Source organism: Pseudomonas sp. M5A4_2d, from assembly GCF_053345295.1.
Window position 1 is genome coordinate 1 of the sequence record NZ_JBKEZW010000019.1, and the last position, 24769, is coordinate 24769.

Consider the following 24769-nt stretch of genomic DNA (forward strand, 5'->3'; position numbering starts at 1 on the left):
CCCACCGCATTCGCGAGCAAGCCCGCTCCCACAATTTTGACCGAGTTTAGCTGCCAGCACCGCAGTGCTCTGCTTTTCTGTGGGAGCTGGCTTGTCGGACCGCCGAACCGCTGCGATGCAGACACCTCGGTACATCAGGCATATCCAGCCGCAGACCCCATGCCAGCTCCCGGATTGACCCAATACAGTCTGAAGAGCAGCCACCCTCTGCCTGATGTATCCAGTTCCAAATGTGGGAGCGGGCTTGCTCGCGAATGCGGTGTGCCAGTCACCAACTGCATCAACTGACACACCGCTTCGCTTGTGCTTTTGATCTAACCACTCAGGTCGGCTACCAGGCCGCCGTGCCTTGCTTTTGACTTTGATCTGCTGTTGATTTTGATCTTGGGCGCCCCGTTAACCACGCTGGCCGAACGCAGGCTTTGGAGCGTGGGTAAACCGGCAGGACGCCGGTTTAGCCGCGATGGGCCAAGGATGGCCCATGGCGGCGGCCCACGGTCCAAAGCCTGCGTGAGGGCACACCGAGCCTAAGCGAGGTGCCGAGTGGTGGGGCAAGAGCCCTTTGGTTACTTTGGGGCTTTTCCAAAGTGACCCGCCGTAAGGGCGGAACCCATGTCAGCCGTGACCCAAACAACGGATATGCACTCAGCGCCCCCGACAACCACAGCACTCAACCCGTAAAAAAAGATAGGTAGATACCTATGGCCACCGCAGGCAAGCCAGCTCCCACCGTTTGATTGTGTTTGGCCTTTAGAACATCAGGTGCTCTCGCGCACCTGCAACTCAAACCCCATGTCCACCACCGGCTTGGCAATACTGTTGCCCGCCATGATCGTCAGCAAATGCTCCGCCGAACGCCGCCCAATCGCTTCACGCGGTGTGCTGATACTGCTCAGGCGCGGCACCATGAACGACGACGCCGGCAAATCGTTAAAGCCCAGCACCGCCACCCGCTCCGGTACTTTGATGCCGTGGCGCATGGCTTCCAGCAGTGCGCCCTGGGCCAAGTCGTCGTTGCCAAAGAAGATCGCATCCACATCCGGGTGCGCCGCCAGCAGTTGCAAAAACAGCTCGCCACCCAGGCCCACGGAGGAGGGGCGCGGCGTCAGCAGTTCCAGCGCCGGGTCGTACAGGCCAGCCTGTTGCAGGGCGCGGCGGAACCCTTCACCGCGCAGCAACGTGCGTTGGTCCAACTGCGCGCCGATATAGGCCAGGCGCTTGCGCCCTCGGGACAGCAAATGCGCCGCTGCCGTTTCGCCAGCACTCAGTTGCGAAAACCCCACGCAGTTCACGCCGGCGTTAGGGTCCAGGTCCATCATGTACACACACGGCACATTACTGGCCTCGACCATCCGTCGCGCGCTTTCGGTGCGGTCAAACCCGGTCAGCAGCAGACCCCGTGGCTGGTAGGCCATGTAGTTGCGCAGCAGGTTTTCTTCTTCGTCGCGCGAATAGTGCGAATTGCCAATCAGCACTTCAAAGCCCTTGGGCCGCAGCACTTGGTGGATGGCTTCGAGGGTTTCGATAAACAGCAGGTTGGACAGCGACGGCACGATGACCACCACCGAGTGGCTTTGGGCCGACGCCAGTGCGCGGGCCGCCGGGTTGACCACGTAGTTGAGTTCGGCGGCGGCCAGTTGCACTTTTTCCACCAGTTCGGTGGCCACTGTGCTGACGCCGCGCAGGGCACGGGAGGCGGTAATCGGGCTGACGCCGGCCAGGCGCGCCACTTCATTGAGGGTCGGGCGACCGGTAGTGCGGGTATTTTTATCGTTCTTGGAGGTCATCAGGCGGTTGCCAAACAAAAATCGAGGCACTAAGGTAGCGCTGTCTCCAAAAGGCTGCAAATGCTTGAACATTGGGTTGCCTGATCCGGTCTGTTCTTGTGTAGGCCGTTTGGCGAGGATGCACGCGTCACTCCATAAAAAAAGACAAGTCGGCGCGGGAAAAGCCTGTTTTTGCACTAGCCTTACAGCGTGCGAAGGTAGCGCTATCTGCGTCCTGAGGTGTTTCATGAGTCAACCTGTTACCGCCCTGGTCATCATGGGTGTTTCCGGCTGTGGCAAGTCCAGCGTCAGCGAAGCCTTGTGCCTCCTGAACGGCGCCACCGCCATTGAAGGCGACAGCTTTCACCCTGCCGCGAACATCGAAAAGATGAGCGCCGGCCACCCCCTCAACGACGACGACCGCGCCGGCTGGCTCGACATCCTGTGCGATGAACTGCGCCGCGCGCTGAAGGCCGGCGAACACCCCGTGCTCACCTGTTCGGCCCTCAAGAAGAAATACCGCGACCACCTGCGCGAAGCCGCGCCGGGCTTGGGCTTTGTATTTCTGGAGTTGACCCGTGAAGTCGCCGCCGACCGTGTGTCCCATCGCCCCGGCCATTTCATGCCGGCAAGCCTCATCGACAGCCAGTTCGCCACCCTTGAATCGCCCGTGGGCGAGCCGCTGACCCTGGCGCTCAACGCCAGCGAAGACAGCATCCAGGACCTGGCCGAGCAAACCAACGCCTGGTGGCTGCAACACGGCTTTGAACCAACCCACTGATTTTTTGCCGGAAAGATAGCGCTATCCCCGGCGAGAAATTCAATACCCGCTTTAATAACAACAACAAACAGGAGAGACCCCCCATGTTTGGCATGTCCCACGAGTCCTACCTGCTGCTAGATGCAGTGGTCACTATCATCGGGCTGATCTTTTTGATCACCAAGTTCAAGGTGCACCCGTTCATTGCACTGATCATCGCGGCCGGCTTTCTCGGCCTGACCTCGGGCATGCCCGTGGACAAGATCATCAAGGCGTTCCAGGACGGCTTCGGCGGTGTGCTTGGTTTTGTCGGCATCATCCTTGCGCTGGGCACGATGCTCGGCAAGATGATGGCTGAATCCGGCGGCGCCGATCAGATCGCGCAGACCTTGATCCGCGCCTTCGGCAAAGAGAAAGTCCAGTGGGCCATGATGTTCGCCGCGTTCCTGGTGGGCATCCCGCTGTTCTTCGAGATCGGCTTTGTGCTGTTGATCCCGCTGGTGTTTATCGTCGCCCGTCGCACAGGTGTGTCGCTGATCAAAATCGGCATCCCGCTGCTCGCCGGCCTGTCGGCAGTGCACGGCCTGGTGCCACCGCACCCGGGCCCGCTGCTGGCCATCGGCGTGTTTGGCGCGGACATCGGCAAGACCATCCTGTACGGCCTGATCGTCGCGCTGCCGACCGCCATCATTGCCGGCCCGATCTTCGGCACGTTTATCGCCAAGTACATCCCGGGCAACCCGTCCCAGGAACTGGTCGACCAACTGGCCCGTGAGCCAGAGTCGAAAACCTTGCCGAGCTTCAGCATCACCCTGATCACCGTGCTGCTGCCGGTGTTCCTGATGCTGCTCAAAACCTTTGCTGACGTCGCGCTGCCGGACGGCCATGCCATCCGTAACTGGATGGACATGATCGGCCACCCGATCACTGCATTGCTGCTGGCTCTGCTGCTGTCGCTGTACACCTTTGGTCATCGCCAGGGCATTCATTCCAAGCAAATTCTCAAGCTGCTCGACGCGAGCCTGGCACCGACTGCGGCGATCATCCTGATCATTGGCGCCGGCGGTGGCTTCAAGCAAATGCTGGTCACCAGCGGCGTGGGTGATGTGATTGGCCATATGGCCGTGAACGCGCAGATCAACCCGATCCTGCTGGCGTGGCTGGTGGCGGCGGTGATTCGTGTGGCCACCGGTTCTGCGACCGTGGCGACCATTACGGGCGCGGGGATTGTGGTGCCGGTGGTGGGCATGATTCCGGGCGTGAACCGTGAGCTGCTGGTGTTGGCGACGGGGGCGGGGTCGCTGGTGTTGTCTCACGTCAACGATGCAGGGTTCTGGCTGGTGAAGCAGTACTTCAACATGACCGTGGCCGAGACGTTCAAGACCTGGACGGCGATGGAGACCATCCTGTCGGTGGTGGCGTTGATCTTTATTATGTTGCTGTCGTTGGTGGTCTGACAGACACACCCTGAAACTGGGGTGAAAACCCAATCCAAATGTGGGAGGGGGCTTGCTCCCGATAGCAGTGGGTCAGTCACAAGATGCAGTGACTGACACTCAGCAATCGGGAGCAAGCCCCCTCCCACATTTTTTTAGCGTATGTCTACTGCTGGTTCGGGTCAGGCCTTAGTCACTAGGCCATCCGCCCGGAACATCCCGCGAATACCGCGCACCGCCTGGCGAATCCGGTCCTGGTTCTCGATCAGCGCAAAGCGCACATGGTCGTCACCGTACTCACCAAACCCGATCCCCGGCGACACACACACCTTCGCCTCCAGCAGCAGTTTCTTGGCAAATTCCAGCGAGCCCATGGCGGCATACGCCTCGGGAATCTTCGCCCAGACGTACATCGACGCCTTCGGATTCTCGACCATCCAGCCCAGCTCATGCAGGCCTTTGACCAGCACGTTACGGCGTTGGCGGTACTGCTCGGCGATGTCTTTCACGCACTGCTGATCGCCTTCCAGCGCCGCAATCGCCGCCACTTGCAGCGGGGTGAAGGTGCCGTAGTCGTGGTAACTCTTGATCCGTGCCAGGGCGTTGACCAGCTCCGGGTTGCCGACCATGAAACCAATACGCCAGCCGGCCATGTTGTAGCTCTTGGACAGGGTGAAAAACTCCACCGCAATGTCCTTGGCGCCGGGTACTTGCATGATCGACGGGGCTTTCCAGCCGTCGTAGACGATGTCGGCGTAGGCCAGGTCATGCACCACCAGCACGTCGTATTGCTTGGCGAGGGCGATCACCCGTTCGAAGAAATCCAGCTCCACGCACTGCGCGGTGGGGTTGGACGGGAAGCCCAGAATCATCATCTTCGGCTTGGGGATCGAGCCGCGAATCGCGCGCTCCAGCTCGGCGAAAAAGTCCACGCCGGGAATCAGCGGCACCGAGCGCACCTGGGCGCCGGCAATCACGGCACCGTAGATGTGAATCGGGTAGCTCGGGTTGGGCACCAGCACGGTATCGCCCTGGTCGAGGGTGGCCAGCATCAAATGCGCCAGGCCTTCCTTGGAACCGATGGTCACGATGGCTTCGGTTTCCGGATCGATATCCACTTCATAACGGTCTTTGTACCAACGCGAAATCGCCCGGCGCAGGCGCGGAATGCCTTTGGAGGTGGAGTAGCCGTGGGTGTCTTCACGCTGGGCGACGGTGACCATTTTTTCCACGATGTGTGGAGGCGTGGCGCCGTCAGGGTTACCCATGCTCAAGTCGATGATGTCTTCGCCGCGCCGACGCGCAGCCATCTTCAGCTCGGCAGTGATATTAAAAACGTAAGGGGGGAGTCGATCTATGCGCGCAAAGCGGCGCGGCGAACCTTGGTCTGCCATTGTTGCCTCGAGGTACGTAAGCGCCCGGAACCGTCCGAGCGACGTCGGCCACTGCGGTGGCCTGCGGGGCAGACAATACGGTCGATAGTGGCCAGTTGTCCAGATGGCGCAGGAAAAATTTCTGCTTGGGGCACAGCGCGAATATGCCCCTATACTCGATGCGGGTTTGTTCCCTTATAAGAAGGAGACTGTTCAGATGGATCAGCAAACAACACAACCGTTGCAGCCACGCATGGAAGACGGCAAGGCCCTGGTGATCGCGGGCGTGAAAGGGCGTTATTCGAAGGCCACCGTGGGTGACATTCCCAAATTGTGGGAGTTGTTTGATACCTGCTTCAAAGAGATCAAGCGTCGCGTCGGCGGCGTGACCTACGGGGTTTGCCATAACCCCAGTCATGGTGAATTCGATTACATGGCCGGGGTTGAAGTACCGAGCAAGGGCGATGTGCCGAGTAACTTCGAGTCCATAGAAATCCCGCCCCATCACTACGCAGTGTTCCCGCACTACGGGCCGGTGCAAGCACTGGAGCAGACGTACGAGCGGATCATGTTCGAGTGGTTGCCACACTCCGCCTACAAGGTCGCCGGGGCGGATTTCGAGCGCTACAGCGCGGATTTTGATGTGCGCAAGGGCACGGGCAGTGTGGAAATCTGGTTGCCGGTCGAGGCCAAGGCCTGAACCTTGTCCGAAGATGTTTTATGCTGTTCGGCCAATTGCTTTGCGGGTGTTACTCCGATGATCAAGCGCTGCACCTGGCTCGACCATGCTGGCTGGCTACCTTTGCGCGAAGCCCTGTGGCCGGGTTCGGCAGCGGACAATGAGCGCGACACACTGTCGATGCTCAACGCGCCGCATCGTTATTTGGTCCTCACGTTCATTGATGCCAACGGCCAAACCCAAGGTTTCGCCGAAGCCTCGATTCGCGAGGACTATGTGAATGGCACCAGCACCTCGCCGGTGGCGTTTCTTGAAGGGCTGTTTGTCGCGCCCGGCAGCCGTAACCAAGGCATCGCACGCCAGTTGGTCGCGGGTGTTGAACAGTGGGCCGGGGACATGAACTGCGCCGAACTGGCGTCCGACGCGTTGTTGGACAACCACGTCAGCCACGCCATGCATGAAGCCCTGGGCTTTGCCGAAACCGAGCGCGTGGTGTATTTCTTGAAACCCCTGGCGACACTCAAGCATTAACCCCTGTCACGTAAACATGAAATGGGCTTCAACCGGCGTGTTTACGTGACATTTAGCGGGTATCAGGCGCGTGTGGGTTGAAGACCCAGCTCAACCTGCGCTCATAGCCGATACGGCCTTTATAGGCCTCGCCGCTGTCCACCCAACCGGCGGCCAAATACAAGCCCATTGCCGCCACATTGTCGGCGTCCACCGACAACTCCAATCCCTTGATTTGCGGCCATGCCTGCTTCGCCACCGCCGGCAGCGCCTGCAAACACGCTTTGCCGAACCCACGCCCTTGCTGCTGTCGATCCACCTGCAACGCATGCAGCGTGGCGCTGTGTTCACTTGCCCAATGGGGCAGGCAAGGCGGGCGTTTAAGCAGCAGGAACGCCACGGGCAGTTCATCGGCGAGCAGGGCGAAGCCTTTGATAGCCGCAGGGTTGGGATTGACCAGCAGGCTGTTCAGCGCACAGTAGATATCACCGGAGAACGCCAGTTGCGCGGGATGCACTTGCAGTGTGTCGAGTTGCTGTTTTTGCACAAGACTCAGCGTCTCATAGGGGACGAGGCGGGTTTCCATCGGGGGCGCATCCGAAATCCTACAAAGAAGCGTGGATTCTAGCGGCTTTGCCGGGGGCGAAATTATTTTTCAATGGGCTGTCGATTGGCGAATGAGGCATTCGACTAAGGGTGTCCCTTGTGATTTTCCAACCCCCAGGAGTATCGCCATGAGCACCGCAATCAACACCCTGATCGATCAATGGAAGCACGCCGTGCTTGCCCGGGATATCGACAAAATTGTCAGCTTTTACGCCGATGATATCGTCTCGTTCGACGCCGTTACCGCGCTGCAATTCAAGGGCAAGGCCGCCTGCCGCGCGCACTGGGACGAATGCATGAAGCATTGCCCCGGGCCCGGTATTTTCGAGTTTCATGAGCTGCATGTGGTGGAGGCACCGGACAGCGCGTTTGCCCACTGGCTGGCGCATTGCGGCGGGGCCGGGCCGGACGGTGTCGTGAAGGCGTGCTGGATGCGCGTGACCGCCGGTTACCAGCGAATCAACGGCCAATGGCGTGTGGTGCATGAGCATTGGTCGGCACCTTTCGATATGGAAAGTGGGACCGCACTGTTCGCGCTGGAACCCTGATCGCCGGGAACTATAGTGGATAAGCCGAAAACGGAGACAGCCATGAAATACCTCTGCCTGATTTACAGCAACGAACAGGCGCTGCACACCTCGCCGGACAGCCCCGAAGACCCGGAATGTTTCGCCTATGCCCAGGCTATCCAGGTCAGCGGGCGGATGCTTGCCGCCGAGCCGCTGGAGTCGGTCAGCACCGCCACCACCGTGCGCAGGCGCAATGGCAAGCTGTCGATCACCGACGGGCCGTTTGCCGAAACCAAGGAGCAGCTCGCCGGGTTTTACCTGATCGAGGCCAAGGACTTGAATGAAGCGATCCAGGTGGCCGGCGGCATTCCGGCGGCCAGGGTCGGCAGTGTGGAAGTGCGCCCGGTGCGCGAATTGAATCTCTGACGACAACAACCAAAAGACGTGAGGAGGTTGACCCCATGAGCACCCAACCCGCCGAATTTGAACTGCGCATCAGCCGTTTGATCGACGCGCCCCGTAGCAAAGTGTTTCGCGCCTGGACCACCCCCGAGCTGTTGCAGCAATGGTGGGGCCCACACGGCATGTCCACCCCCGAGTGCGAAATGAACCTGTGGGTCGGCGGCGTGTTCCGCACGCTGATGCGCGCGCCGGATGGCGCCGAATACCCGACCCAGGGCGTGTTCCTGGAGATCCAGGCGCCGAGCCGGCTGGTGTTCACCGATGCGTATGCGCCGGGGTGGATTCCGTCGGGCAAGCCCTTCATGACCGCCGAAGTCACCTTCGAAGAGGTCGACGGCAAAACCCTCTATACCGCGCGCGCCATGCATTGGAGCGAAGCCGACAAACAAGCACACGAAGCCATGGGCTTTCATGACGGCTGGGGCCAGAGCCTGGATCGCCTGGTGACGTTGGTGACCCAAGGCATGCCCGATTGACGCCTCAGCTTGAAGTGATTTACCGCAGCGAATCGCGGCGCGTGCTGGCCACGCTGATTCGCCTGCTCGGTGATTTCGACCTCGCCGAAGAAGCCTTGCACGAGGCGTTCTTCGTCGCGGTCGAGCGCTGGCAGCAGGACGGTGTGCCGAGCAATCCTCGGGCTTGGTTGGTGTCGACCGGCCGTTTCAAAGCCATTGACCGCCTGCGCCGACAGGCCCGCTTTACCCCGTTGCTGCAGGAGCAGGCCGACGCGCTGGAAGCGGCGCACTGGAGTGAGGAAGACGTGGAAGACGACCGCCTGCGCCTGATCTTCACCTGCTGCCACCCGGCACTGGCGCCCGACGCCCAGACGGCGCTGACCTTGCGTGAGATCTGCGACCTCACCACCGAGGAAATCGCCCGCGCCTTTCTCACCACGCCCACCACCATCGCCCAACGCATCGTTCGCGCCAAGGGCAAGATCCGCGAGGCAAAGATTCCCTATCAAGTGCCGTCCCTGGTCGAGTTACCCGAGCGTTTAGAGAGTGTGCTGCGCGTGGTTTACCTGGTGTTCAACGAGGGGTATTCGGCGTCCATGGGCGCGGACCTCACCCGGGAAGAGCTGACGCGTGAAGCCATCCGCCTCGGTCGCTTGCTGCTGGCGTTGCTGCCGGAACCTGAAGTCATGGGCTTGCTGGCGCTGATGCTGCTGCACGAATCCCGCCGAGCGGCGCGCACTTCGGCGGGCGGTGAGTTGGTGCTGCTGGATGAACAGGACCGCGCCCTGTGGGATGCGTCCCTTATTGCTGAAGGCTGTGCGTTGGTAGAGCAAGCACTGACCACAAGGCGCTTTGGGCCATATTGCCTGCAAGCGGCGATTGCGGCGGTACATGCCGAAGCCCCGAGCGCCGGCGAGACCGATTGGCCGCAGATAGTCGGGCTTTACGATGTGTTGCTCAGGGCTGTGCCATCGCCGGTAATCGAATTGAACCGCGCCGTGGCGGTAGCCATGTGGCAAGGGCCATTGGCCGGTTTGGAGCGGGTGGACAGCATTTTACGGCGAGGGGATTTGCTGGATTACCACCTGGCGCATTCGGCACGCGGCGAGTTTTGTCGGCAGCTGGGGCGTATCGAAGAGGCCCGTGAGGCGTACGAAAAAGCCCTGTCACTGACCCAGCAAACCCCAGAAAAACGCTTCATAGCGCAACGCCTGGCCGAACTCAAATAACCCGCCAACGAAGATCAACTGTAGGAGCTGGCTTGCCTGCGATAGCGGTAGGTCAGCCTCTACATCGGTTGGCTGACCCACCGCCATCGCAGGCAAGCCAGCTCCCACATTAAACGGCGTTGTTTACACGTTTTGGCGGCAGTTGGGGCGTCTCGAAAAAGCCCTGTCACTGACCCAGAAAACCCCAGAAAAACGCTTCATAGAGCAACGCCTGGCCGAACTCAAATAACCGACCCACGAAGATCAACTGTGGGAGCTGGCTTGCCTGCGATAGCGGTGTGCCAGCCTCTACATCGGTTGGCTGACCCACCGCTTTCGCAAGCAAGCCAGCTCCCACATTAAACAGCGTTGTTTACACGTTTTGGCGGCAGTTGGGGCGTATCAAAAAGGCCCTATCACTGACCCAGCAAACCCCAGAAAAACGCTTCAAAGAGCAACGCCTGGCCGAACTCAAATAACCGGCCCACGAAGATCAACTGTGGGAGCTGGCTTGCCTGCGATGGCGGTAGGTCAGCCTCTACATCGGTTGGCTGACCCACCGCCATCGCAGGCAAGCCAGCTCCCACATTAAACAGCGTTGTTTACACGTTTTGTCGGCAGTTGGGGCGTCTCGAAAAAGCCCTGTCACTGACCCAGCAAACCCCAGAAAAACGCTTCATAGAGCAACGCCTGGCCGAACTCAAATAACCGACCCACGAAGATCAACTGTGGGAGCGGGCTTGCTCGCGAAGGCGGTGTGCCAGCCAGTACATGTGTGGCTGACCCACCGCTTTCGCAAGCAAGCCCGCTCCCCCAGTTAGACCTTTAGGGTGTCTGGAAGCATCATTCCAGCATCTGCCCCAACATCCAGCTCCCCGCCGGCCCCGGCGGGTGTTGCCGCGACCACAGTGCATCCACCGCCACCGAACGCGGCCAACTGCGCACGTTGAGTTCAACCAGCCCGGCATTGCCGAAGCGCTCCACCAACCAGCGCGGCAGCGCTGCCCAGCCGAAACCCAGTTGGGCCATTTCCATCAGCATCAGAAAGCTCGGCGCCGACCACACGCGGCCTGCAGGCCTGGTTTCATTGGGGCTGATGATGCTCGCCAGACGCAATTCACGGTGTTGCTGCAAGGCGTGCTGGTCGATGTTTTGCAGATTGGCCAAGGGATGGCCTGGGGCGACGAACAGGGCGATTTCCGTGCGCTCCGCCACGGGCGCGCGGGTCAGGTCGGGCGGGTAAACCTCTTGGGCTTCGATCAACGCAATCTGCGCCCGGCCGCTTTGCACCAGGGCGATCAGGTCTTCGCACTCGGCGATCAGCCATTCCAGCTCCAGGTCCGGGTAGCGTTGTTCAAAGGCTTTGAGGGCCAGTTCAAAACGCTCCGACTGGTACGTATCGGACATGGCGATACTCAGCTTCGGCTCCAGGCCCTGAGCCAACTGGCTGGCCGCCAACTCCAGACGACTGCTGGCCTCCAGCACCTGTTCGGCGCGCTGCAACAATACATGGCCGGCGGGGGTGAGCGTCGGTTTGCGGCTGCTGCGATCAAACAACACCACATCCAGGTCAATCTCCAGGCTCGCCACTGCCGCACTGACCGTGGACTGGCTCTTGCCCAGTTTGCGCGCCGCCGCCGAAAACGAACCTTGGGTGGCCGCCTGCACAAACGCCTGCAGCACTTCATTAGAGGCCATTACTATCGCCCTGATCGATGGTTATTGGTTATGAAGTATCGGTTCGCAGGGTAATGATGGCAACCCTAGTCATTCACGGAGCCGGGTTATGAACCCTACCAAATCGATTACTGAACGTGTTTGCCAGGCCCTGGGCTTTGAGGGGTTGGCCTTGTTGATCTGTACGCCGCTGCTGGTCTGGATCACCGGCAGACCGGCCCTGGAAATGGGCGCAGTCACCTTGGGTGTCAGCGTGCTGGCGCTGACCTGGAACATCATTTTCAACAGCCTGTTCGACCGCCTCAAAGCGCGGCTGCAACTGGCCAACGGCGGATGGACCCGGGTGCTGCATGCCCTGTTGTTCGAAGGCGGCCTGATCATCGTGGCGGTGCCGCTGATTGCCGCCGTGTTGAAGATCAGCCTGTTGGACGCTTTCATCCTCGACATCGGCGTGCTGCTGTTCTTCCTGCCGTACACCTATGTGTATCACTGGGGCTATGACGTGATTCGGGAGAAAATCGTCCAGCAACGTTTGCCTAGCCAAGCTTGAGCGACGCGACAAACTCCAGAAATGCCCGCACCTTCGCGGCGGGCAAATGCCGCGACGGGTAGTAGGCGTACAACGGAAAACGCTCGTCCGGCCAGTCTGGAAACAACTCCACCAGGCTGCCGGCCTTGAGCGCCGGTGCCAGGCCCAAATCGAGCATTTGCGCCACCGCGTGCCCGTGCTCACACACGCTGTACAACGTGCTGGCGTCGTTGACCACCAGGCGGCCATTGGTGTGCACGATGACCTGTTCGCCAGGGCGGTGGAATTCCCAGGCAAACGGACGCCCGGTTTGCGAGTCGCGAAAATCCAGGCACATATGCCTGTGTTCCAGGTCTTGGGGAATGGCCGGTCGGCCGTAGTGTTCAAGGTAGGCGGGGGAGGCGACGGTGAGCACGCGCACTTCCATCAGTTTGCGTGCGATCAGCGAGGAGGATTGCGGGATGCCGAAGCGAATGGCCAGGTCAAAGCCATCGGCGACCAGGTCGCCGAGTTGGTCACGGGTGTGCAGGTCCAGTTGCAGTTGCGGATAACTGCGCATGAAGTTGCCCAACACCGGGCCCAAAACCAATCGCGAGAAGTACGGGTCGATGTTCACCCGCAAACGCCCACGCACGGTGAGCGCACTGTCGGCCGCCGCGTTGGCGGCCTCTTCGAGACCGGCCAGCAACGGGGCGATTTGCTGGTAGAAGCGCCGCCCCTCATCGGTCAATTGCACCGAGCGCGTGGTGCGGTCGAACAGGCGAATCCCCAAGCGTTTTTCCAGGCGGGAAATCGCCCGGCTGACCCCCGAAGGCGTCATCTCCAGGCTGTCGGCGGCACGGGCAAAACTGCCACTATCGACCACTGCGGCCAATACGCCCATACCGCCGGCCAAGCCTGGATCAAAACTCATCGGTGATTGCCTGTCGGTGATCTGAAGGCATTGATGCTAGCGCAGAATGCCTACAGAAACATGCCGCCCGAGGCTTCGATGCGCTGCCCGGTGATCCAGTTGCTGCCTTCGGCCAACAGGGTCGAAATCGCCCCGCCAATGTCGTCCGGCAAACCGGCTCGGCCCAGCGCGGTGTTGTTGGCGACCATTGCATTCAGCGCCGGGTTATCGCGCACGGCGCCGCCGCTGAAGTCGGTGGCAATCGCGCCGGGTGCCAGAGTGTTCACGGTGATACCGCGCGGCCCCAGCTCCTTGGCCTGGTAGCGCGACAGCACTTCCACCGCGCCTTTCATCGAGGCATACGCCGCGTACCCCGGCAGGCTGAACCGCGCCAGACCGCTGGAAATATTGATGATGCGCCCACCATCGCTGATCAGCGGCAGCAGTTTTTGCGTTAGGAAAAACGGCGCCTTGAAGTGGATGGCCACCAGGCGGTCGAACTGTTCTTCGGTGGTCTCGGCAAAGCTGGCATGGGCGCCGATCCCGGCGTTGTTGACCAGAAAGTTGAAGTGATCCTGTGCGAACACATCTTTCAGCACCGTGGCGATTTCGCCGACGAAGTCATTGAACGTACCGCTCTGGCTCACATCCAGTTGCAGCATGGCGGCGCGGCCACCCAGGGCTTCGATCTGTGCCTTCACCGCTTGGGCCTCGCCCGCCGCGCTGTGGTAAGTGCCGATGATGTCGACGCCTTGTGCCGCCAAATGCAGCGCAGCGCTTTTGCCCAGGCCGCGGCTGGCGCCGGTGATCAATGCGATTTTACGGGTCATGGTGAGTGCCTCTGAGAGTGATCGTGCGAGCCAGTGTATTTGTCCGCTCATAACGTGATAAATAGAGGTTAATCGGAATCACTGGCCGGAAAAGGCGAACAATCCAATGAACAAGCTTGAGCTTTTGCGGACCTTCGTACGGGTCACCGAGTTGTCGAGTTTCACCCAGGCGGGCGAGAGCCTCGGCCTGCCGCGCTCCACCGTGTCCGAGCATGTGCAGGCGCTGGAAGAACTGCTGGGTGCGCGCCTGTTGCAGCGCACCACGCGCAAGGTGCAAGCGACCCAGGACGGGCGTGTGTTGTATGAGCGCAGCAAAGATTTGCTGTCACACATGGAGGAGCTCGAAGGCCTGTTTCGCCAGGATGAGGCGCAATTGAGCGGGCGTATTCGCGTGGACATGCCCAACGTCATGGCGCGGGATTTGATCCTGCCGCGCCTGCCCGAATTTATGCACGCACACCCATTGATCGAGCTGGAAATCAGCACCACCGACCGCCAGGTCGATCTGCTCGCCGAAGGTTTCGACTGTGTGTTGCGGGTGGGCGCGCAGCCTGATCAGTCGGTGGTGGCGCGTTGGTTGTGCAGCATGCCGATGATCAACTGTGTCAGCGCCGGGTACCTTCAGCGCTATGGCATGCCCGAGACCCTGGCCGATCTGGCGCATCACCAGTTGGTGCATTACGTGCGGCCATTGGGTGCACGCTCGGCGGGCTTCGAATACCAGCACGGCAACAAAGTGCACCGTGTTCCGATGGCCGGGCGGGTCACGGTCAACAGCACCGATGCGTACAAGTCGGCGTGCCTGGGCGGTTTCGGCATTACCCAGGTTCCCGTGCTGGGCATTCGCGATTTACTCGACAGCGGCGAACTGGTGGCCGTATTGCCGGACTATCCGGCGCCGGCGCTGGACGTGTCGTTGCTGTACGCCGGGCAGCGGCATGTGCCGCAGCGGGTGCGGGTTTTTATGGATTGGCTGGCCGCCACGTTGCAATCGCAGCTCTAACGCCGTGCCGACAATTGTTGCGGCGCGAGGAAGGCGTCGTGGAAGTAGTCCCGAAAGGCCTGCATGGCGGGGGTAAATGCGCGTTCGCGGTGCCAGGCCAGGCCGACGCTCATGGGCGCTACCGGGTCGGTCACGGTCAGGGTTTCGATGCGTTTGCCTTCCAGGGACCACGGCCTGTGCACCAGGTCCGACAGAATCGCCACGCCGCTGCCGTTGGCAACCATGCTGCGCACGGCCTCGACCGAACTGGTGCGCAGCCGCACCTTGGGCGTTTGCCCGGCCTGTTCCCAGTAACGCATGGCGCTGTGTTCGGCTTCATCGACGGTGAGCAGGATGTAAGGTTCTTGCGCCACATCGGCCAGGCTGACGGCGCCGCGCTCGCACAAGGGATGGTGGCTGGGCAGCCATAGGCGGCGTTCCGAATTGAACAGGATTTCGGAAACGATATCCGGATGAGTGAGGTTGGCGGTGAGCACCACGGCCATGTCGAACTGGCCGTCGAGCAGGCCGTGTTCGATGGCCTGGCGTTCCTGTTCGAACACCTCGATGGTCACGTCCGGGTGCCAGTGTTCCATGCGCTGCAAGTGGTGGGGCAGGAAATAGCCGAGCACGGTGTAGCTGGCGGCGACACGCAGCACGCCACTGGCGCGGTAGTCCGGCAGCGGGCTGTTCAGTGCGTCATCCACGCTGCGCACGATCACGTAGGCGCGGTTGAGAAAGTGCCGCCCGGCGTCGGTCAGGTTCATGCCCTGGGCCGAGCGCACAAACAGCTGCACGCCGAGCATCGCCTCCAACTCCTTGATCGCCGTGGTCACCGCCGACTGGGAGATGTTCAGATGAATCGCCGCCTGGGAAATCTGGCCGATTTCGGCAGTGGCGATAAAGTAGCGGACTTGGCGCAACGTCAGGGACATGGCTTTATCTGTTTTTCAGAAGATAGGCCATCTGATAATAGATCTTCCCAAGGGGTCAAGCCCCAGCCTACTTTCCTGGCGTCACCTTTGGCGGAGCAATTCCCGATGCAGGCAGTGGATTTCAATTCAGACATGGGCGAAGGCTTCGGCCCCTGGACCATCGGCGATGGCGTTGACGCGGAGCTGATGGCCTATATCAGCTCGGCCAATATCGCCACCGGTTTCCACGCCGGCGACCCCGGCACCATGCGCCGTACCGTTGCGCGCGCCAAGCAACTCGGCGTGGCCATCGGCGCGCATCCGGGCTTTCGCGACCTGGTGGGTTTTGGCCGCCGGCATATCAATGCACCGGCCCAGGAGCTGGTGGACGACATGCTCTACCAACTCGGCGCCCTGCGCGAAATCGCCCGCGCCCAAGGCGTCACGCTGCAACACATCAAGCCCCACGGCGCGCTCTACATGCACCTGGCCCGCGACGAAGAAGCTGCCCGGCTGCTGGTGCAAAACCTGCAAATCATTGAGCCGACCCTCTTGCTGTACTGCATGCCCAACTCGGTCATCTGGCGCGTTGCCAAAGAGCTTGGGCAGCCGGTGGTGCGCGAGTTTTACGCCGACCGTGAGTACGATCTAAGCGGCTCCATTGTATTTACGCGGACTGTGCGCGCGCTTGATCCTGCCACCGTCGCGGCGCGGGTCCTGCGTGCCTGTCAGACCGGGCGCGTACGCACCGTGGAAGGCGAAGACCTGTTGATCGAATTCGATTCCATCTGCCTGCACAGCGACACCCCCGGCGCCCTCGAACTGGTGGAGGCCACCCGCGAAGCCCTGGACCAGGCGGGCATCGTCGTCAGAACGCCTCAATAAGAAGGTCCAACCTGTACTTTTTGCCTGCCTTTCTACAATGATTCCAAGAGGAACAGACATGGCTCAAACGTCCCCCATCCGCTACAGCTTCGGCGGTGATGAACACCTGTTTGCCGAGGTCAGCGACAGCATGTCCCTGGAGGCCTTTTTCAAAGGCATGGCCGTGACCCGCGCCGTGGAGCGCCTGGCGCTGGAGGGCGTGCTGGATGTGTGCCTGGCCAATGCATCGTTCCAGATTCGCTTCGACCCCGACCGTATCGCGCCGCATGTGCTGCTCGACGCCGTGCAGAGCGCTGAAGCCCAGGCGGTGGCCGAACGCACCTTGCACACGCGGATCATCGAAATCCCGGTGCTCTATAACGACCCGTGGACCCATGAAACCCTGATGCGTTTTCGCGACCGGCATCAAGACCCCACAGGCACTGATATGGAATACGCCGCGCGCATCAATGGCTTGGCTGACGTCGACGCGTTTATCGCGGCCCACAGTGGCGCGCCGTGGTTTGTGTCGATGGTCGGCTTTGTCGCGGGCCTGCCGTTCATGTTCCAGATGGTCGAGCGTGAACGGCAATTACAGGTGCCCAAGTACCTGCGCCCGCGCACCGACACGCCCAAATTGACCCTCGGCCATGGTGGCTGTTTTGGTTGCATCTACTCGGTGCGCGGCGCCGGTGGTTACCAGATGTTTGGGGTGACCCCGGCACCCATCTACGACCCGGCCCAGCAGTTGGCGTACCTCAAGGAACACATGGTGTTCTTTCGGCCCGGTGACATCGTGCAGTTCAAACCCATGGACCGCGAGGCCTATGACCTGGCGGTTGCCGAGGTGGATGCTGGGCGTTTCGACTTGCGCATCCGCCCGGTGGAATTTTCCCTCGACGCCTTTCTCGCCGACCCCGTCGGCTATCCGAAAACCCTGCAGGAGGCGCTGGCATGATCAAAATCCTCAAACCCGGCCTCGCCACGTCCGTGCAGGACCTCGGCCGTGAAGGCTATTACCACTTGGGCATTCCGCCGTCGGGCGCGTTGGACCAATACGCGTTGAGTGCGGCCAACCATTTGGTGGGCAATCCGAGTGGCGCGGCGGGCCTGGAATGCACCTTGATCGGCCCTGAACTTGAGTTCCGACAGGACGCGCTGGTGGCACTCAGCGGTGCGCTCATGTCGCCGCGCCTGGACGGTGAAGTGGTGCACCAGGACACCGCGTTCCAGGTGCGCGCCGGGCAGGTCTTGCACTTTGAGTTTCCCAAGGCCGGCGCGCGGACTTATCTGGCAGTGGCCGGTGGCATTGATGTGCCGCGGGTGCTCGGCAGTCGCTCGACGTACACCCTCGGTGCACTCGGTGGGTTTCAGGGGCGGCGCTTGGAGGAAGGGGATGAACTGCCGATCGGTGAGCCGAGCGGCCAGGGCCGTGCGGGCAACAGTTTGCCGATGGCGCTGCGGCGTTCAGTTGGTGGCGACGTGACGTTGCGCGTGGTGCCGGGCCTGTATTACGAGCGCCTGACAGACGCGGCCAAGAGCAGTTTTTTTGCCGAGCCGTGGACCGTGGGGTCCGAGGCGGACCGCATCGGCTATCGCTTCAAAGGCGGCAGTGCGTTGAGCTTTCAGCCCCGGGAGCAACCGTTTGGCGCGGGGTCCGACCCGTCGAATATCGTCGACAGCTGTTACCCGATAGGCTCGATCCAGGTGCCGGCGGGGTTGGAACCGATTGTGCTGCACAGGGATGCGGTGTCGGGCGGTGGCTACGCGATGATCGGCACGGTGATCAGTGCAGACCTGGACTTGATCGGGCAGATGCAGCCGAACCAACGGGCGGGGTTTGTGGCGGTGACGTTGGAAGAAGCGCTGGAGGCGCGGCGGGTGTACAAAAAACGGCTGAAGGCAATGGCTGGACTGTTCACCTCCTGACACACCATAAACTCTTGTGGGAGCTGGCTTGCCTGCGATAGCGGTGGATCAGTCAACAGATAGGGAAGCTGACCCGCCACCATCGCAGGCAAGCCAGCTCCCACATTTTTAAGCGGGGTTGTGTCAGAACAGTTTGGTGAACAGCCAGTACAAACTGCCCGACAACAAGATCGCTGCCGGCAAGGTCAGCACCCAGGCCATCAGCAGGTTGCGGATGGTCTTCATCTGCAACCCGCCGCCATTCGCGACCATGGTCCCGGCCACACCCGACGATAATACGTGGGTGGTCGACACCGGTAGCCCGAACATATCCGCTGCACCAATCGTCAGCATCGCCACTGTCTCGGCCGACGCACCTTGTGCGTAAGTCAGGTGGGTCTTGCCGATCTTCTCACCCACGGTCACCACGATGCGCTTCCAGCCCACCATAGTGCCCAGGCCGAGGGCGATGGCCACGGCGATCTTCACCCACAGCGGAATAAAGCGTGTGGAATTGTCGATCTGTTGCTTGAACAATTGCAGCTTGCCCTGGGTGTCAGCGTCGAAATTGCCGACCTTGTCCTTGTCCATCAGGCGAATGGTCTCGCTGGTCAGGTACATGTCGTTACGCACGTTGCCGACGGCTTCGGCAGGGACTTTGGCCAGGGAGCCGTAGCCTTTTACTTCATCACCGATCTGGCCGGCGAGGGCGGCGAGGGCCGGCACCAGGTCCGGCGTGGCTTCCTTGGTGCGCACGTAGGTCGAGAGAATCGGGCGCGGGTCGCCCGGCAATAGTTGCGGCGCGTTTTTTACCAGGGCGACCTGGGTCACCTCGGCCACCGCCGCAAACTGCAAGGACTGCTCGGCGGGCATGGTGCGGTTCAGCGCATAGGCCATCGGCAGGGTGCCGACCAGAATCAGCATGATCAGGCCCATGCCTTTCTGGCCATCGTTGGAACCGTGGGCGAAGGACACGCCGGTGCAGGTGACGATCAGCATGCCGCGAATCCACCATGGCGGCGGGGTGTCGCCCTTCGGCGCTTTGTACAGCGAGCGGTTTTTCACAAAGGCGCGCAGGGCCAGCAACAGCAAGGCGGCAAAGGCGAAGCCGATCAACGGTGACAGCAGCAGGGCATAACCGATCTTGAGCGCCTGGCTCCAGTCCACGCCGCTGGTGCCGTCACGCCCGTGCATCAAGGCATTCGCCACGCCGACGCCGATGATCGAACCGATCAGGGTGTGCGACGACGAGGCCGGCAAGCCCAGCCACCAAGTGCCCAGGTTCCACAGGATGGCGGCAATCAGCAGGGCAAAGATCATCGCGAAACCGGCGGATGAGCCGACCTGCAAGATCAGCTCGACCGGCAGCAGGGCGATGATGCCGAACGCCACGGCGCCGCTGGAGAGCAGCACGCCGAGGAAGTTGAAAAAGCCCGACCACACCACCGCAAAATGCGGCGGCAGCGAGTTGGTGTAGATCACCGTCGCCACTGCGTTGGCGGTGTCGTGGAAGCCATTGACGAACTCAAAGCCCAGCGCGATAAGTAGCGCTACGCCGAGCAGCAGGAATGGCGTCCAGGTGGTGACCACCGTGCCGAGTTCGTGCATGTCGTGCATCAGGCTGTAGGCGGTGAACAACAGGCCCATGGCGAGCACGGCGAAGAATATGATCACCGTCAACAGGCCGGGTTTCTTGTCCAGCCTGGGTTTGGGGTCAGCGTGTGAGGCGGTGGAGGAGGCAGTCAGGGAAGGGGTGGCCATGCCGGAGCATCCAGTGTGGGAAGGATGGCATTCATGATCATTGCAGAATGTTACAGAGATGCTGCGGCAGGTCAGTGTTTAGAGGAATGAGGCTGCCGCTGGTCTGCAAACCCCGGCAAACTAATGTCATAGTGAGATCAGTGTGGGGGCTGGCTTGCCTGCGATAGCCATAGGTATCTACGCAACTCTTTGGTTCGCTTTAAGCCTGTGAGGGGGTTAGGGAGATTGAGTACATATCCGTTGCTGCGGTAACGGCGGCTTAGGGTTCCGCCCTTACGGCGGGTCACTTTTGGCAAACGCCCGGAATGCCGGCCCAGCCAAAAGTAACCAAAAGGTCTTTGCCCCACCACTCGGTGCCTCGCCTGGGCTCGGCATGCCCGCACTCCGGCTTGAATCCGTGGGCCGCCGCAATGGGCCATCCCTGGCCCAGTGCGGCTAACCCGGCGTCCTGCCGGGTTACCCACGGATTCAAGCCTGCGTTCGGCCAGCGTGGTTAACGGGGCCTGTCAGATCAAGATCAAAAGCAGAGCACGGCGGCCTGAAAGCCGACCTGAGTGGTTGAAGCAAAAGCAGGGCAAAAGCACAGCAGAAGCAGATCAGAAGCAGAACTGCTTTTTTGTGGGAGCTGGCTTGCCTGCGATGCCGGCACCTCGGTACATCAGGCACGCCCAGCTGATGCCATTGCAGCTGTTCGGCGGTCCAACAAGCCCGCTCCCACATTTGATTGGGTTCAGCTTCCAAGATCAGGTCGGCTGTCAGGCCGCCTCGGTTTTGCTTTTGATCTAACCACTCAGGTCGGCTACCAGGCCGCCGTGCTCTGCTTTTGATTTTGATCTGCTGTTGATCTTAGGCGCCCCGTTAACCACGCTGGCCGAACGCAGGCTTTGGAACGTGGGTAAACCGGCAGGACGCCGGTTTAGCCGCGATGGGCCAAGGATGGCCCATGGCGGCGGCCCACGGTCCAAAGCCTGCGTGAGGGCACACCGAGCCGGAGGCGAGGTGCCGAGTGGTGGGGCAAGAGCCTTTTGGTTACTTTTGGGCTCTTATCAAAAGTGACCCGCCGTAAGGGCGGAACCCATAGCGGCCGTTACCGCAGCAACGGATATGTACACAACCCCCCCACCACCCTCAGCGCAACCAGTTGGTGCGCGCCAACTCGATCACTTCATCACCGCGCCCGCTCATCACCGCCTTGAGCATGTACAGGCTGAAACCCTTGGCCTGTTCCAACTTGATGCTGGGCGGCATCACCAGTTCCTGCGTGGCGGTAACGACGTCCACCAGCACCGGGCCGTCATGCGCCAGGGCGCGGCGCAAGGCCGGTTCGAGGTCTTCGGATTGTTCCACGCGAATGCCGAGGATGCCCATGGCATTGGACATGGCCGCGAAATCCGGGTTTTTCAACTCGGTGCCGGTGTCGAGATAGCCAGCGGCTTTCATTTCCATGGCGACAAACCCGAGTGACGAGTTATCGAACACGATGACTTTGACCGGCAATTTCAATTGCGCCAACGAGATGAAATCGCCCATCAACATGGCAAACCCACCGTCGCCGGACATCGAAATGACCTGGCGCCCGGGGAAAGCCGCTTGTGCGCCGATGGCCTGCGGCATGGCATTGGCCATCGAACCGTGGTTGAACGAACCGATCAGGCGGCGTTTGCCGTTCATTTTCAAGTAGCGCGCAGCCCAGACGGTGGGTGAGCCGACGTCGGCGGTGAAGATGGCATCGTCATCCGCCAACTCGCTGAGTAAGCGCGCCACGTATTGCGGGTGGATCGGCCGGTCAGGCTTTGAGGGCTCTGCCAGGTCATCCAGGCCTTGGCGGGCTTTCTCATAGTGTTTCAACGAGGTGTCGAGGAAGCTGCGGTCGGCCTTGCGGGTCAGGCGCGGCAACAGCGCGTCGATGGTCTCGCTGACGTCGGCAGCGATACCCAGGTCCAGCGTGGCCCGGCGCCCCAGCGCCTGCGGGTTGCGGTCGACCTGGATGATTTTCGCGTCGGTCGGGTAGAACTGGCGGTACGGAAAGTCGGTGCCGAGCATGATCAGCGTTTCGCAGTTGAGCATGGCGTGATAACCGGAGCTGAAACCGATCAAGCCGGTCATGCCCACATCAAACGGGTTGTCCCACTCCACATGCTCTTTGCCGCGCAAGGCATGCACCACCGGCGCGCCCAAGGCATCGGCCAGGGCCACCACTTGGTCGTGGGCGCCGGCACAGCCGCTGCCGCACAGCAGGGTGACTTTCTGGCTGCCCTCAAGGATCTCGGTGAGGCGTTGCAGGTCCTGCTCCGCCGGCAAGGTGCGCGGTGCGTGCAGGGCCGGCCACGGCTTGAGCTTGTCTTGCACTTCCAGCAGCGACACATCGCCAGGAATCACCACCACCGCCACGCCACGGTTGAGGATCGCCGAGCGCATGGCGCGGTGCAGCACCTGGGGCATTTGCTCGGGGTTGGTCACCAGCTCGATAAAGTGGCTGCACTCTTTGAACAGTTCCTGGGGATGGGTTTCCTGAAAGTAGTTCAGGCCGATTTCCGAGGAGGGAATCTGTGCGGCAATGGCCAGCACCGGGACATGGTTGCGATGGCAGTCGAACAGGCCATTGATCAAATGCAGGTTGCCCGGCCCGCAACTGCCGGCGCACACCGTCAGTTCGCCGGTGGCGGCGGCTTCGGCACCGGCGGCGAAGGCGGCGACTTCTTCGTGGCGCACGTGCATCCACTCGATGCTGTCCATGGTGCGCAGGGCGTCGGTCAGGCCATTGAGGCTGTCGCCGGTCAGGCCCCAGATGCGTTTGATGCCCGCCTGTTCAAGGGTGGTCGCCAATTGCTGGGCCAGGTTGATTTTCGCCATGAAGAACTCCAATCGTCAGTGAGGTAAAAAATTGCTGATCAATAGGGGACAGTTCGATCACGGCGAATGCTCCGCGCTTAATGTGAAGATTGCGTCATGGCGGCGCGGTATTGGCGGGTGCGGCGGGCGATAAACCACTGGTCGCGGACCAACGCCATCCACGGTGCGACCTTCGGCTTGGGCAGGTGGCCGCGGCTCAGGCGGCGCATCTGGTAACGCACCACCGCCAGCGTGGCGAGGGCGGCCAGGGGTTTGCGCTGCCAGTTGATGGGTTTGAGTTGCGGGTTTAGATCGCGCCCTTCGCGCCAGTGTTTGATCAGTTGCGGTTCCAGCGTCAGGGCGGTGGCGATGCCGGCCATGGCAATGCCGCTGTCCAGCACCTGCTGCACGATTGGCAGGCGACGAATACCGCCGGTGACCATCAGCGGCATTTTGGCGAGGGTTGCAAGCGCTTTGGCAAATTCCAGGAAGTACGCTTCACGCGCCAGGGTGCGGCCGTCCCGCGCGTCTCCTTGCATCGCCGGGGCCTCATAGCTGCCGCCGGATAACTCGAGCAGGTCGATGGGCAACGGGTTGAGCATCTCGACCACCGCGCGCGCATCGGCCTCTTCGAACCCGCCGCGCTGGAAGTCCGCCGAGTTGAGCTTTACCGCCACACAAAAGGACGGGCTGACGTTGGCGCGCACTGCGTTGATCACCTCCAGCAGCAGGCGCGCACGGTTTTCCAGCGAGCCGCCCCAGCGATCGGTACGCAGGTTGCTCAGCGGCGAGAGAAACTGGCTGAGCAAATAGCCATGCGCTGCGTGGATTTGCACCCCGGTAAACCCGGCTTTCTCGGCCAGGCGCGCGCTGGTGGCGAAGCGCTTGATCACGTCTTGAATGTCGTGCTCGGTCATGGCCCTGGGCTTGGCAAACATCTTCGAAAAACCTCCCAGCTCGAGTGCTACCGCTGAGGGCGCCAAGGCTTGCTGGCCCAGATTGGCCATGGTCTGGCGCCCCGGATGGCTGAGCTGCACCCAAAAGTGCACGCCCTTGGCGCGGGCAACATCGGCCCATTCGCGGAAGCTCTCCAGGTGCTGCTCATCTTCCAGGGCCACGCCGCCGGGGCCGGTCATGGCGTGGCGGTCGATCATCACGTTGCCGGTCAGTAATAAACCGGGCTCACCGTCCGCCCAGGTCTTGTACAACTGCTTCAATTCGCGCGAGGGCGCTTGCCGGGTGTCGGCCATATTCTCTTCCATCGCCGCCTTGGCGATGCGGTTGGTAAGGATTTGGCCGTTGGGCAGTTGCAAGGCTTCAAAGGGCGACATGGATTGACTCCTGGGCGGGGGAGGCCTCAGGCTAAGCTTAAAGTTAACTTTAATGTCAAGCAGGGCGTGGCAATGAATATTGGTGAGCTGGCAAAACAAAGCGGGCTGGCAGCGTCGCGTATCAGGTTCTACGAGGCCGAAGGGCTGATCAGCCAGGTGGGGCGCCAGGCCAATGGCTATCGACGCTATTCAGCACAAGCGTTGCAGACCCTGCAACTGATTCAGAGCGCGCAGCAGGCCGGGTTTACCTTGCAGGAACTCAAGGCGCTGATGCCAGCCCCAGGCGAGCACAAGCGCGATGAATTGATCGAGGCACTCGAGCGTAAGGTGCAGCAGATCGAAGCGATGCAGGCGCAGTTGGCCCAGAGCAAAGCTCAGTTGTTGGGCGTGATCGAGGCGGTGCGGGCCCAGCCGGCAGATGTGCCGTGTTCCATGGGGCAGAAGCACGTGCTGGCGTCGATCAAAATCAATTCATAAAAAAGCCC

General features: G+C 61.2%; 24 protein-coding genes. 14 read left to right on the forward strand and 10 right to left on the reverse strand.

Going from position 1 to position 24769, the window contains the following annotated elements; genetic code table 11:
- Positions 1-758: 758 nt before the first annotated feature.
- Positions 759-1790 carry an HTH-type transcriptional regulator GntR gene (gene gntR / locus ACLBW8_RS27710; protein WP_447806843.1) on the reverse strand — a complete coding sequence of 344 codons (1032 nt, stop codon included), beginning with the start codon at positions 1788-1790 and terminating at the stop codon, positions 759-761.
- Between the two features lie 223 nt (positions 1791-2013).
- On the opposite strand from gntR, the gene ACLBW8_RS27715 reads away from it, so the two are divergent.
- A complete protein-coding gene (locus tag ACLBW8_RS27715; protein ID WP_064453845.1) occupies positions 2014-2547 on the forward strand; it encodes a gluconokinase in 534 nt (177 codons plus the stop codon).
- A gap of 83 nt (positions 2548-2630) precedes the next feature.
- The gene (locus ACLBW8_RS27720; RefSeq protein ID WP_424488802.1) at positions 2631-3983 is read left to right on the forward strand and encodes a GntP family permease; all 1353 of its coding nucleotides are present in this window, start codon (positions 2631-2633) and stop codon (positions 3981-3983) included.
- A 161-nt stretch (positions 3984-4144) separates the two neighbouring features.
- Here the strand turns inward: ACLBW8_RS27720 and alaC are convergent, their stop codons facing one another.
- On the reverse strand, positions 4145-5356 hold the full coding sequence (gene alaC, locus ACLBW8_RS27725; protein ID WP_053139975.1) for an alanine transaminase: 1212 nt from the start codon (positions 5354-5356) through the stop codon (positions 4145-4147).
- 196 nt (positions 5357-5552) lie between these two features.
- Here alaC and ACLBW8_RS27730 point away from each other — a divergent pair, with 196 nt between their 5' ends.
- Both ACLBW8_RS27730 and aac(6') read left to right on the forward strand, forming a co-directional pair.
- Complete coding sequence (locus ACLBW8_RS27730; protein WP_432750973.1) at positions 5553-6035, forward strand: GyrI-like domain-containing protein; 483 nt, start codon at positions 5553-5555, stop codon at positions 6033-6035.
- Positions 6036-6092: 57 nt separating this feature from the next.
- Positions 6093-6545 carry an aminoglycoside 6'-N-acetyltransferase gene (gene aac(6'), locus ACLBW8_RS27735; protein WP_447806824.1) on the forward strand — a complete coding sequence of 151 codons (453 nt, stop codon included), beginning with the start codon at positions 6093-6095 and terminating at the stop codon, positions 6543-6545.
- Between the two features lie 52 nt (positions 6546-6597).
- Here the strand turns inward: aac(6') and ACLBW8_RS27740 are convergent, their stop codons facing one another.
- Positions 6598-7110: a GNAT family N-acetyltransferase gene (locus ACLBW8_RS27740; protein ID WP_064453840.1), complete on the reverse strand. Its 513-nt coding sequence runs from the start codon at positions 7108-7110 to the stop codon at positions 6598-6600.
- A 148-nt stretch (positions 7111-7258) separates the two neighbouring features.
- Between ACLBW8_RS27740 and ACLBW8_RS27745 the strand changes: the two genes are divergently transcribed.
- Genes ACLBW8_RS27745 through ACLBW8_RS27760 form a run of 4 tightly spaced genes read left to right on the forward strand, consistent with a single transcriptional unit; the run spans position 7259 to position 9785 of the window.
- Positions 7259-7678 carry a YybH family protein gene (locus tag ACLBW8_RS27745; RefSeq protein ID WP_447806825.1) on the forward strand — a complete coding sequence of 140 codons (420 nt, stop codon included), beginning with the start codon at positions 7259-7261 and terminating at the stop codon, positions 7676-7678.
- A 42-nt stretch (positions 7679-7720) separates the two neighbouring features.
- Positions 7721-8065, forward strand: a complete 345-nt coding sequence (locus ACLBW8_RS27750; RefSeq protein WP_447806826.1) for a YciI family protein — start codon at positions 7721-7723, stop codon at positions 8063-8065.
- 35 nt (positions 8066-8100) lie between these two features.
- Positions 8101-8577, forward strand: a complete 477-nt coding sequence (locus ACLBW8_RS27755) for an SRPBCC family protein (RefSeq protein WP_447806827.1) — start codon at positions 8101-8103, stop codon at positions 8575-8577.
- The gene (locus ACLBW8_RS27760) at positions 8574-9785 is read left to right on the forward strand and encodes an RNA polymerase sigma factor (RefSeq protein WP_447806828.1); all 1212 of its coding nucleotides are present in this window, start codon (positions 8574-8576) and stop codon (positions 9783-9785) included. The genes ACLBW8_RS27755 and ACLBW8_RS27760 overlap by 4 nt, the downstream gene beginning before the upstream one ends.
- Positions 9786-10607: 822 nt before the next feature.
- On the opposite strand, the gene ACLBW8_RS27765 is transcribed toward ACLBW8_RS27760, so the two are convergent.
- Positions 10608-11462, reverse strand: a complete 855-nt coding sequence (locus ACLBW8_RS27765; protein ID WP_221295523.1) for a LysR family transcriptional regulator — start codon at positions 11460-11462, stop codon at positions 10608-10610.
- Between the two features lie 88 nt (positions 11463-11550).
- Here ACLBW8_RS27765 and ACLBW8_RS27770 point away from each other — a divergent pair, with 88 nt between their 5' ends.
- Positions 11551-11991, forward strand: a complete 441-nt coding sequence (locus ACLBW8_RS27770; RefSeq protein ID WP_305438683.1) for a multidrug/biocide efflux PACE transporter — start codon at positions 11551-11553, stop codon at positions 11989-11991.
- Here ACLBW8_RS27770 and ACLBW8_RS27775 read toward each other — a convergent pair.
- Both ACLBW8_RS27775 and ACLBW8_RS27780 read right to left on the reverse strand, forming a co-directional pair.
- Positions 11978-12883, reverse strand: a complete 906-nt coding sequence (locus tag ACLBW8_RS27775) for a LysR family transcriptional regulator (protein WP_447806829.1) — start codon at positions 12881-12883, stop codon at positions 11978-11980. The two genes, ACLBW8_RS27770 and ACLBW8_RS27775, sit on opposite strands and share 14 nt — an antisense overlap.
- A gap of 50 nt (positions 12884-12933) precedes the next feature.
- Positions 12934-13692, reverse strand: coding sequence for an SDR family NAD(P)-dependent oxidoreductase (locus tag ACLBW8_RS27780; RefSeq protein WP_447806830.1), 759 nt, complete (start codon positions 13690-13692; stop codon positions 12934-12936).
- A gap of 106 nt (positions 13693-13798) precedes the next feature.
- Here ACLBW8_RS27780 and ACLBW8_RS27785 point away from each other — a divergent pair, with 106 nt between their 5' ends.
- Positions 13799-14695, forward strand: coding sequence for a LysR family transcriptional regulator (locus ACLBW8_RS27785; RefSeq protein ID WP_064453831.1), 897 nt, complete (start codon positions 13799-13801; stop codon positions 14693-14695).
- Here ACLBW8_RS27785 and ACLBW8_RS27790 read toward each other — a convergent pair.
- Entirely contained in the window at positions 14692-15609 is a 918-nt protein-coding gene (locus ACLBW8_RS27790) for a LysR family transcriptional regulator (RefSeq protein ID WP_053257656.1), read from the reverse strand. The genes ACLBW8_RS27785 and ACLBW8_RS27790 overlap by 4 nt on opposite strands.
- Positions 15610-15714: 105 nt before the next feature.
- On the opposite strand from ACLBW8_RS27790, the gene ACLBW8_RS27795 reads away from it, so the two are divergent.
- Genes ACLBW8_RS27795 through ACLBW8_RS27805 form a run of 3 tightly spaced genes read left to right on the forward strand, consistent with a single transcriptional unit; the run spans position 15715 to position 18381 of the window.
- Complete coding sequence (locus ACLBW8_RS27795; protein WP_432750967.1) at positions 15715-16473, forward strand: 5-oxoprolinase subunit PxpA; 759 nt, start codon at positions 15715-15717, stop codon at positions 16471-16473.
- A gap of 58 nt (positions 16474-16531) precedes the next feature.
- Complete coding sequence (locus tag ACLBW8_RS27800; RefSeq protein ID WP_447806831.1) at positions 16532-17410, forward strand: 5-oxoprolinase subunit B family protein; 879 nt, start codon at positions 16532-16534, stop codon at positions 17408-17410.
- Complete coding sequence (locus tag ACLBW8_RS27805; protein WP_447806832.1) at positions 17407-18381, forward strand: 5-oxoprolinase subunit C family protein; 975 nt, start codon at positions 17407-17409, stop codon at positions 18379-18381. The genes ACLBW8_RS27800 and ACLBW8_RS27805 overlap by 4 nt, the downstream gene beginning before the upstream one ends.
- Before the next feature lie 123 nt (positions 18382-18504).
- On the opposite strand, the gene ACLBW8_RS27810 is transcribed toward ACLBW8_RS27805, so the two are convergent.
- From ACLBW8_RS27810 to ACLBW8_RS27820, 3 genes are all read right to left on the reverse strand, one after another.
- The gene (locus ACLBW8_RS27810; RefSeq protein WP_447806833.1) at positions 18505-20121 is read right to left on the reverse strand and encodes an inorganic phosphate transporter; all 1617 of its coding nucleotides are present in this window, start codon (positions 20119-20121) and stop codon (positions 18505-18507) included.
- 1128 nt (positions 20122-21249) lie between these two features.
- Complete coding sequence (gene poxB, locus ACLBW8_RS27815) at positions 21250-22974, reverse strand: ubiquinone-dependent pyruvate dehydrogenase (protein WP_447806834.1); 1725 nt, start codon at positions 22972-22974, stop codon at positions 21250-21252.
- Positions 22975-23051: 77 nt separating this feature from the next.
- Positions 23052-24284: an NADH:flavin oxidoreductase/NADH oxidase family protein gene (locus ACLBW8_RS27820; protein WP_447806835.1), complete on the reverse strand. Its 1233-nt coding sequence runs from the start codon at positions 24282-24284 to the stop codon at positions 23052-23054.
- A gap of 72 nt (positions 24285-24356) precedes the next feature.
- On the opposite strand from ACLBW8_RS27820, the gene ACLBW8_RS27825 reads away from it, so the two are divergent.
- The gene (locus tag ACLBW8_RS27825; RefSeq protein WP_447806836.1) at positions 24357-24761 is read left to right on the forward strand and encodes a MerR family transcriptional regulator; all 405 of its coding nucleotides are present in this window, start codon (positions 24357-24359) and stop codon (positions 24759-24761) included.
- Positions 24762-24769: the final 8 nt, after the last annotated feature.

Coding starts and splice junctions, on each gene's coding strand:
- ACLBW8_RS27780 (WP_447806830.1), bottom strand. CDS start 13,692: ATGACCCGTAAAATCGCATTGATCACCGGCGCCAGCCGCGGCCTGGGC.
- ACLBW8_RS27770 (WP_305438683.1), top strand. CDS start 11,551: ATGAACCCTACCAAATCGATTACTGAACGTGTTTGCCAGGCCCTGGGC.
- poxB (WP_447806834.1), bottom strand. CDS start 22,974: ATGGCGAAAATCAACCTGGCCCAGCAATTGGCGACCACCCTTGAACAG.
- ACLBW8_RS27730 (WP_432750973.1), top strand. CDS start 5,553: ATGGATCAGCAAACAACACAACCGTTGCAGCCACGCATGGAAGACGGC.
- ACLBW8_RS27715 (WP_064453845.1), top strand. CDS start 2,014: ATGAGTCAACCTGTTACCGCCCTGGTCATCATGGGTGTTTCCGGCTGT.
- ACLBW8_RS27720 (WP_424488802.1), top strand. CDS start 2,631: ATGTTTGGCATGTCCCACGAGTCCTACCTGCTGCTAGATGCAGTGGTC.
- ACLBW8_RS27740 (WP_064453840.1), bottom strand. CDS start 7,110: ATGGAAACCCGCCTCGTCCCCTATGAGACGCTGAGTCTTGTGCAAAAA.
- ACLBW8_RS27775 (WP_447806829.1), bottom strand. CDS start 12,883: ATGAGTTTTGATCCAGGCTTGGCCGGCGGTATGGGCGTATTGGCCGCA.
- ACLBW8_RS27825 (WP_447806836.1), top strand. CDS start 24,357: ATGAATATTGGTGAGCTGGCAAAACAAAGCGGGCTGGCAGCGTCGCGT.
- ACLBW8_RS27795 (WP_432750967.1), top strand. CDS start 15,715: ATGCAGGCAGTGGATTTCAATTCAGACATGGGCGAAGGCTTCGGCCCC.
- ACLBW8_RS27785 (WP_064453831.1), top strand. CDS start 13,799: ATGAACAAGCTTGAGCTTTTGCGGACCTTCGTACGGGTCACCGAGTTG.
- ACLBW8_RS27745 (WP_447806825.1), top strand. CDS start 7,259: ATGAGCACCGCAATCAACACCCTGATCGATCAATGGAAGCACGCCGTG.
- ACLBW8_RS27805 (WP_447806832.1), top strand. CDS start 17,407: ATGATCAAAATCCTCAAACCCGGCCTCGCCACGTCCGTGCAGGACCTC.
- ACLBW8_RS27765 (WP_221295523.1), bottom strand. CDS start 11,462: ATGGCCTCTAATGAAGTGCTGCAGGCGTTTGTGCAGGCGGCCACCCAA.
- ACLBW8_RS27750 (WP_447806826.1), top strand. CDS start 7,721: ATGAAATACCTCTGCCTGATTTACAGCAACGAACAGGCGCTGCACACC.
- ACLBW8_RS27810 (WP_447806833.1), bottom strand. CDS start 20,121: ATGGCCACCCCTTCCCTGACTGCCTCCTCCACCGCCTCACACGCTGAC.
- ACLBW8_RS27790 (WP_053257656.1), bottom strand. CDS start 15,609: ATGTCCCTGACGTTGCGCCAAGTCCGCTACTTTATCGCCACTGCCGAA.
- ACLBW8_RS27820 (WP_447806835.1), bottom strand. CDS start 24,284: ATGTCGCCCTTTGAAGCCTTGCAACTGCCCAACGGCCAAATCCTTACC.
- alaC (WP_053139975.1), bottom strand. CDS start 5,356: ATGGCAGACCAAGGTTCGCCGCGCCGCTTTGCGCGCATAGATCGACTC.
- ACLBW8_RS27800 (WP_447806831.1), top strand. CDS start 16,532: ATGGCTCAAACGTCCCCCATCCGCTACAGCTTCGGCGGTGATGAACAC.
- ACLBW8_RS27755 (WP_447806827.1), top strand. CDS start 8,101: ATGAGCACCCAACCCGCCGAATTTGAACTGCGCATCAGCCGTTTGATC.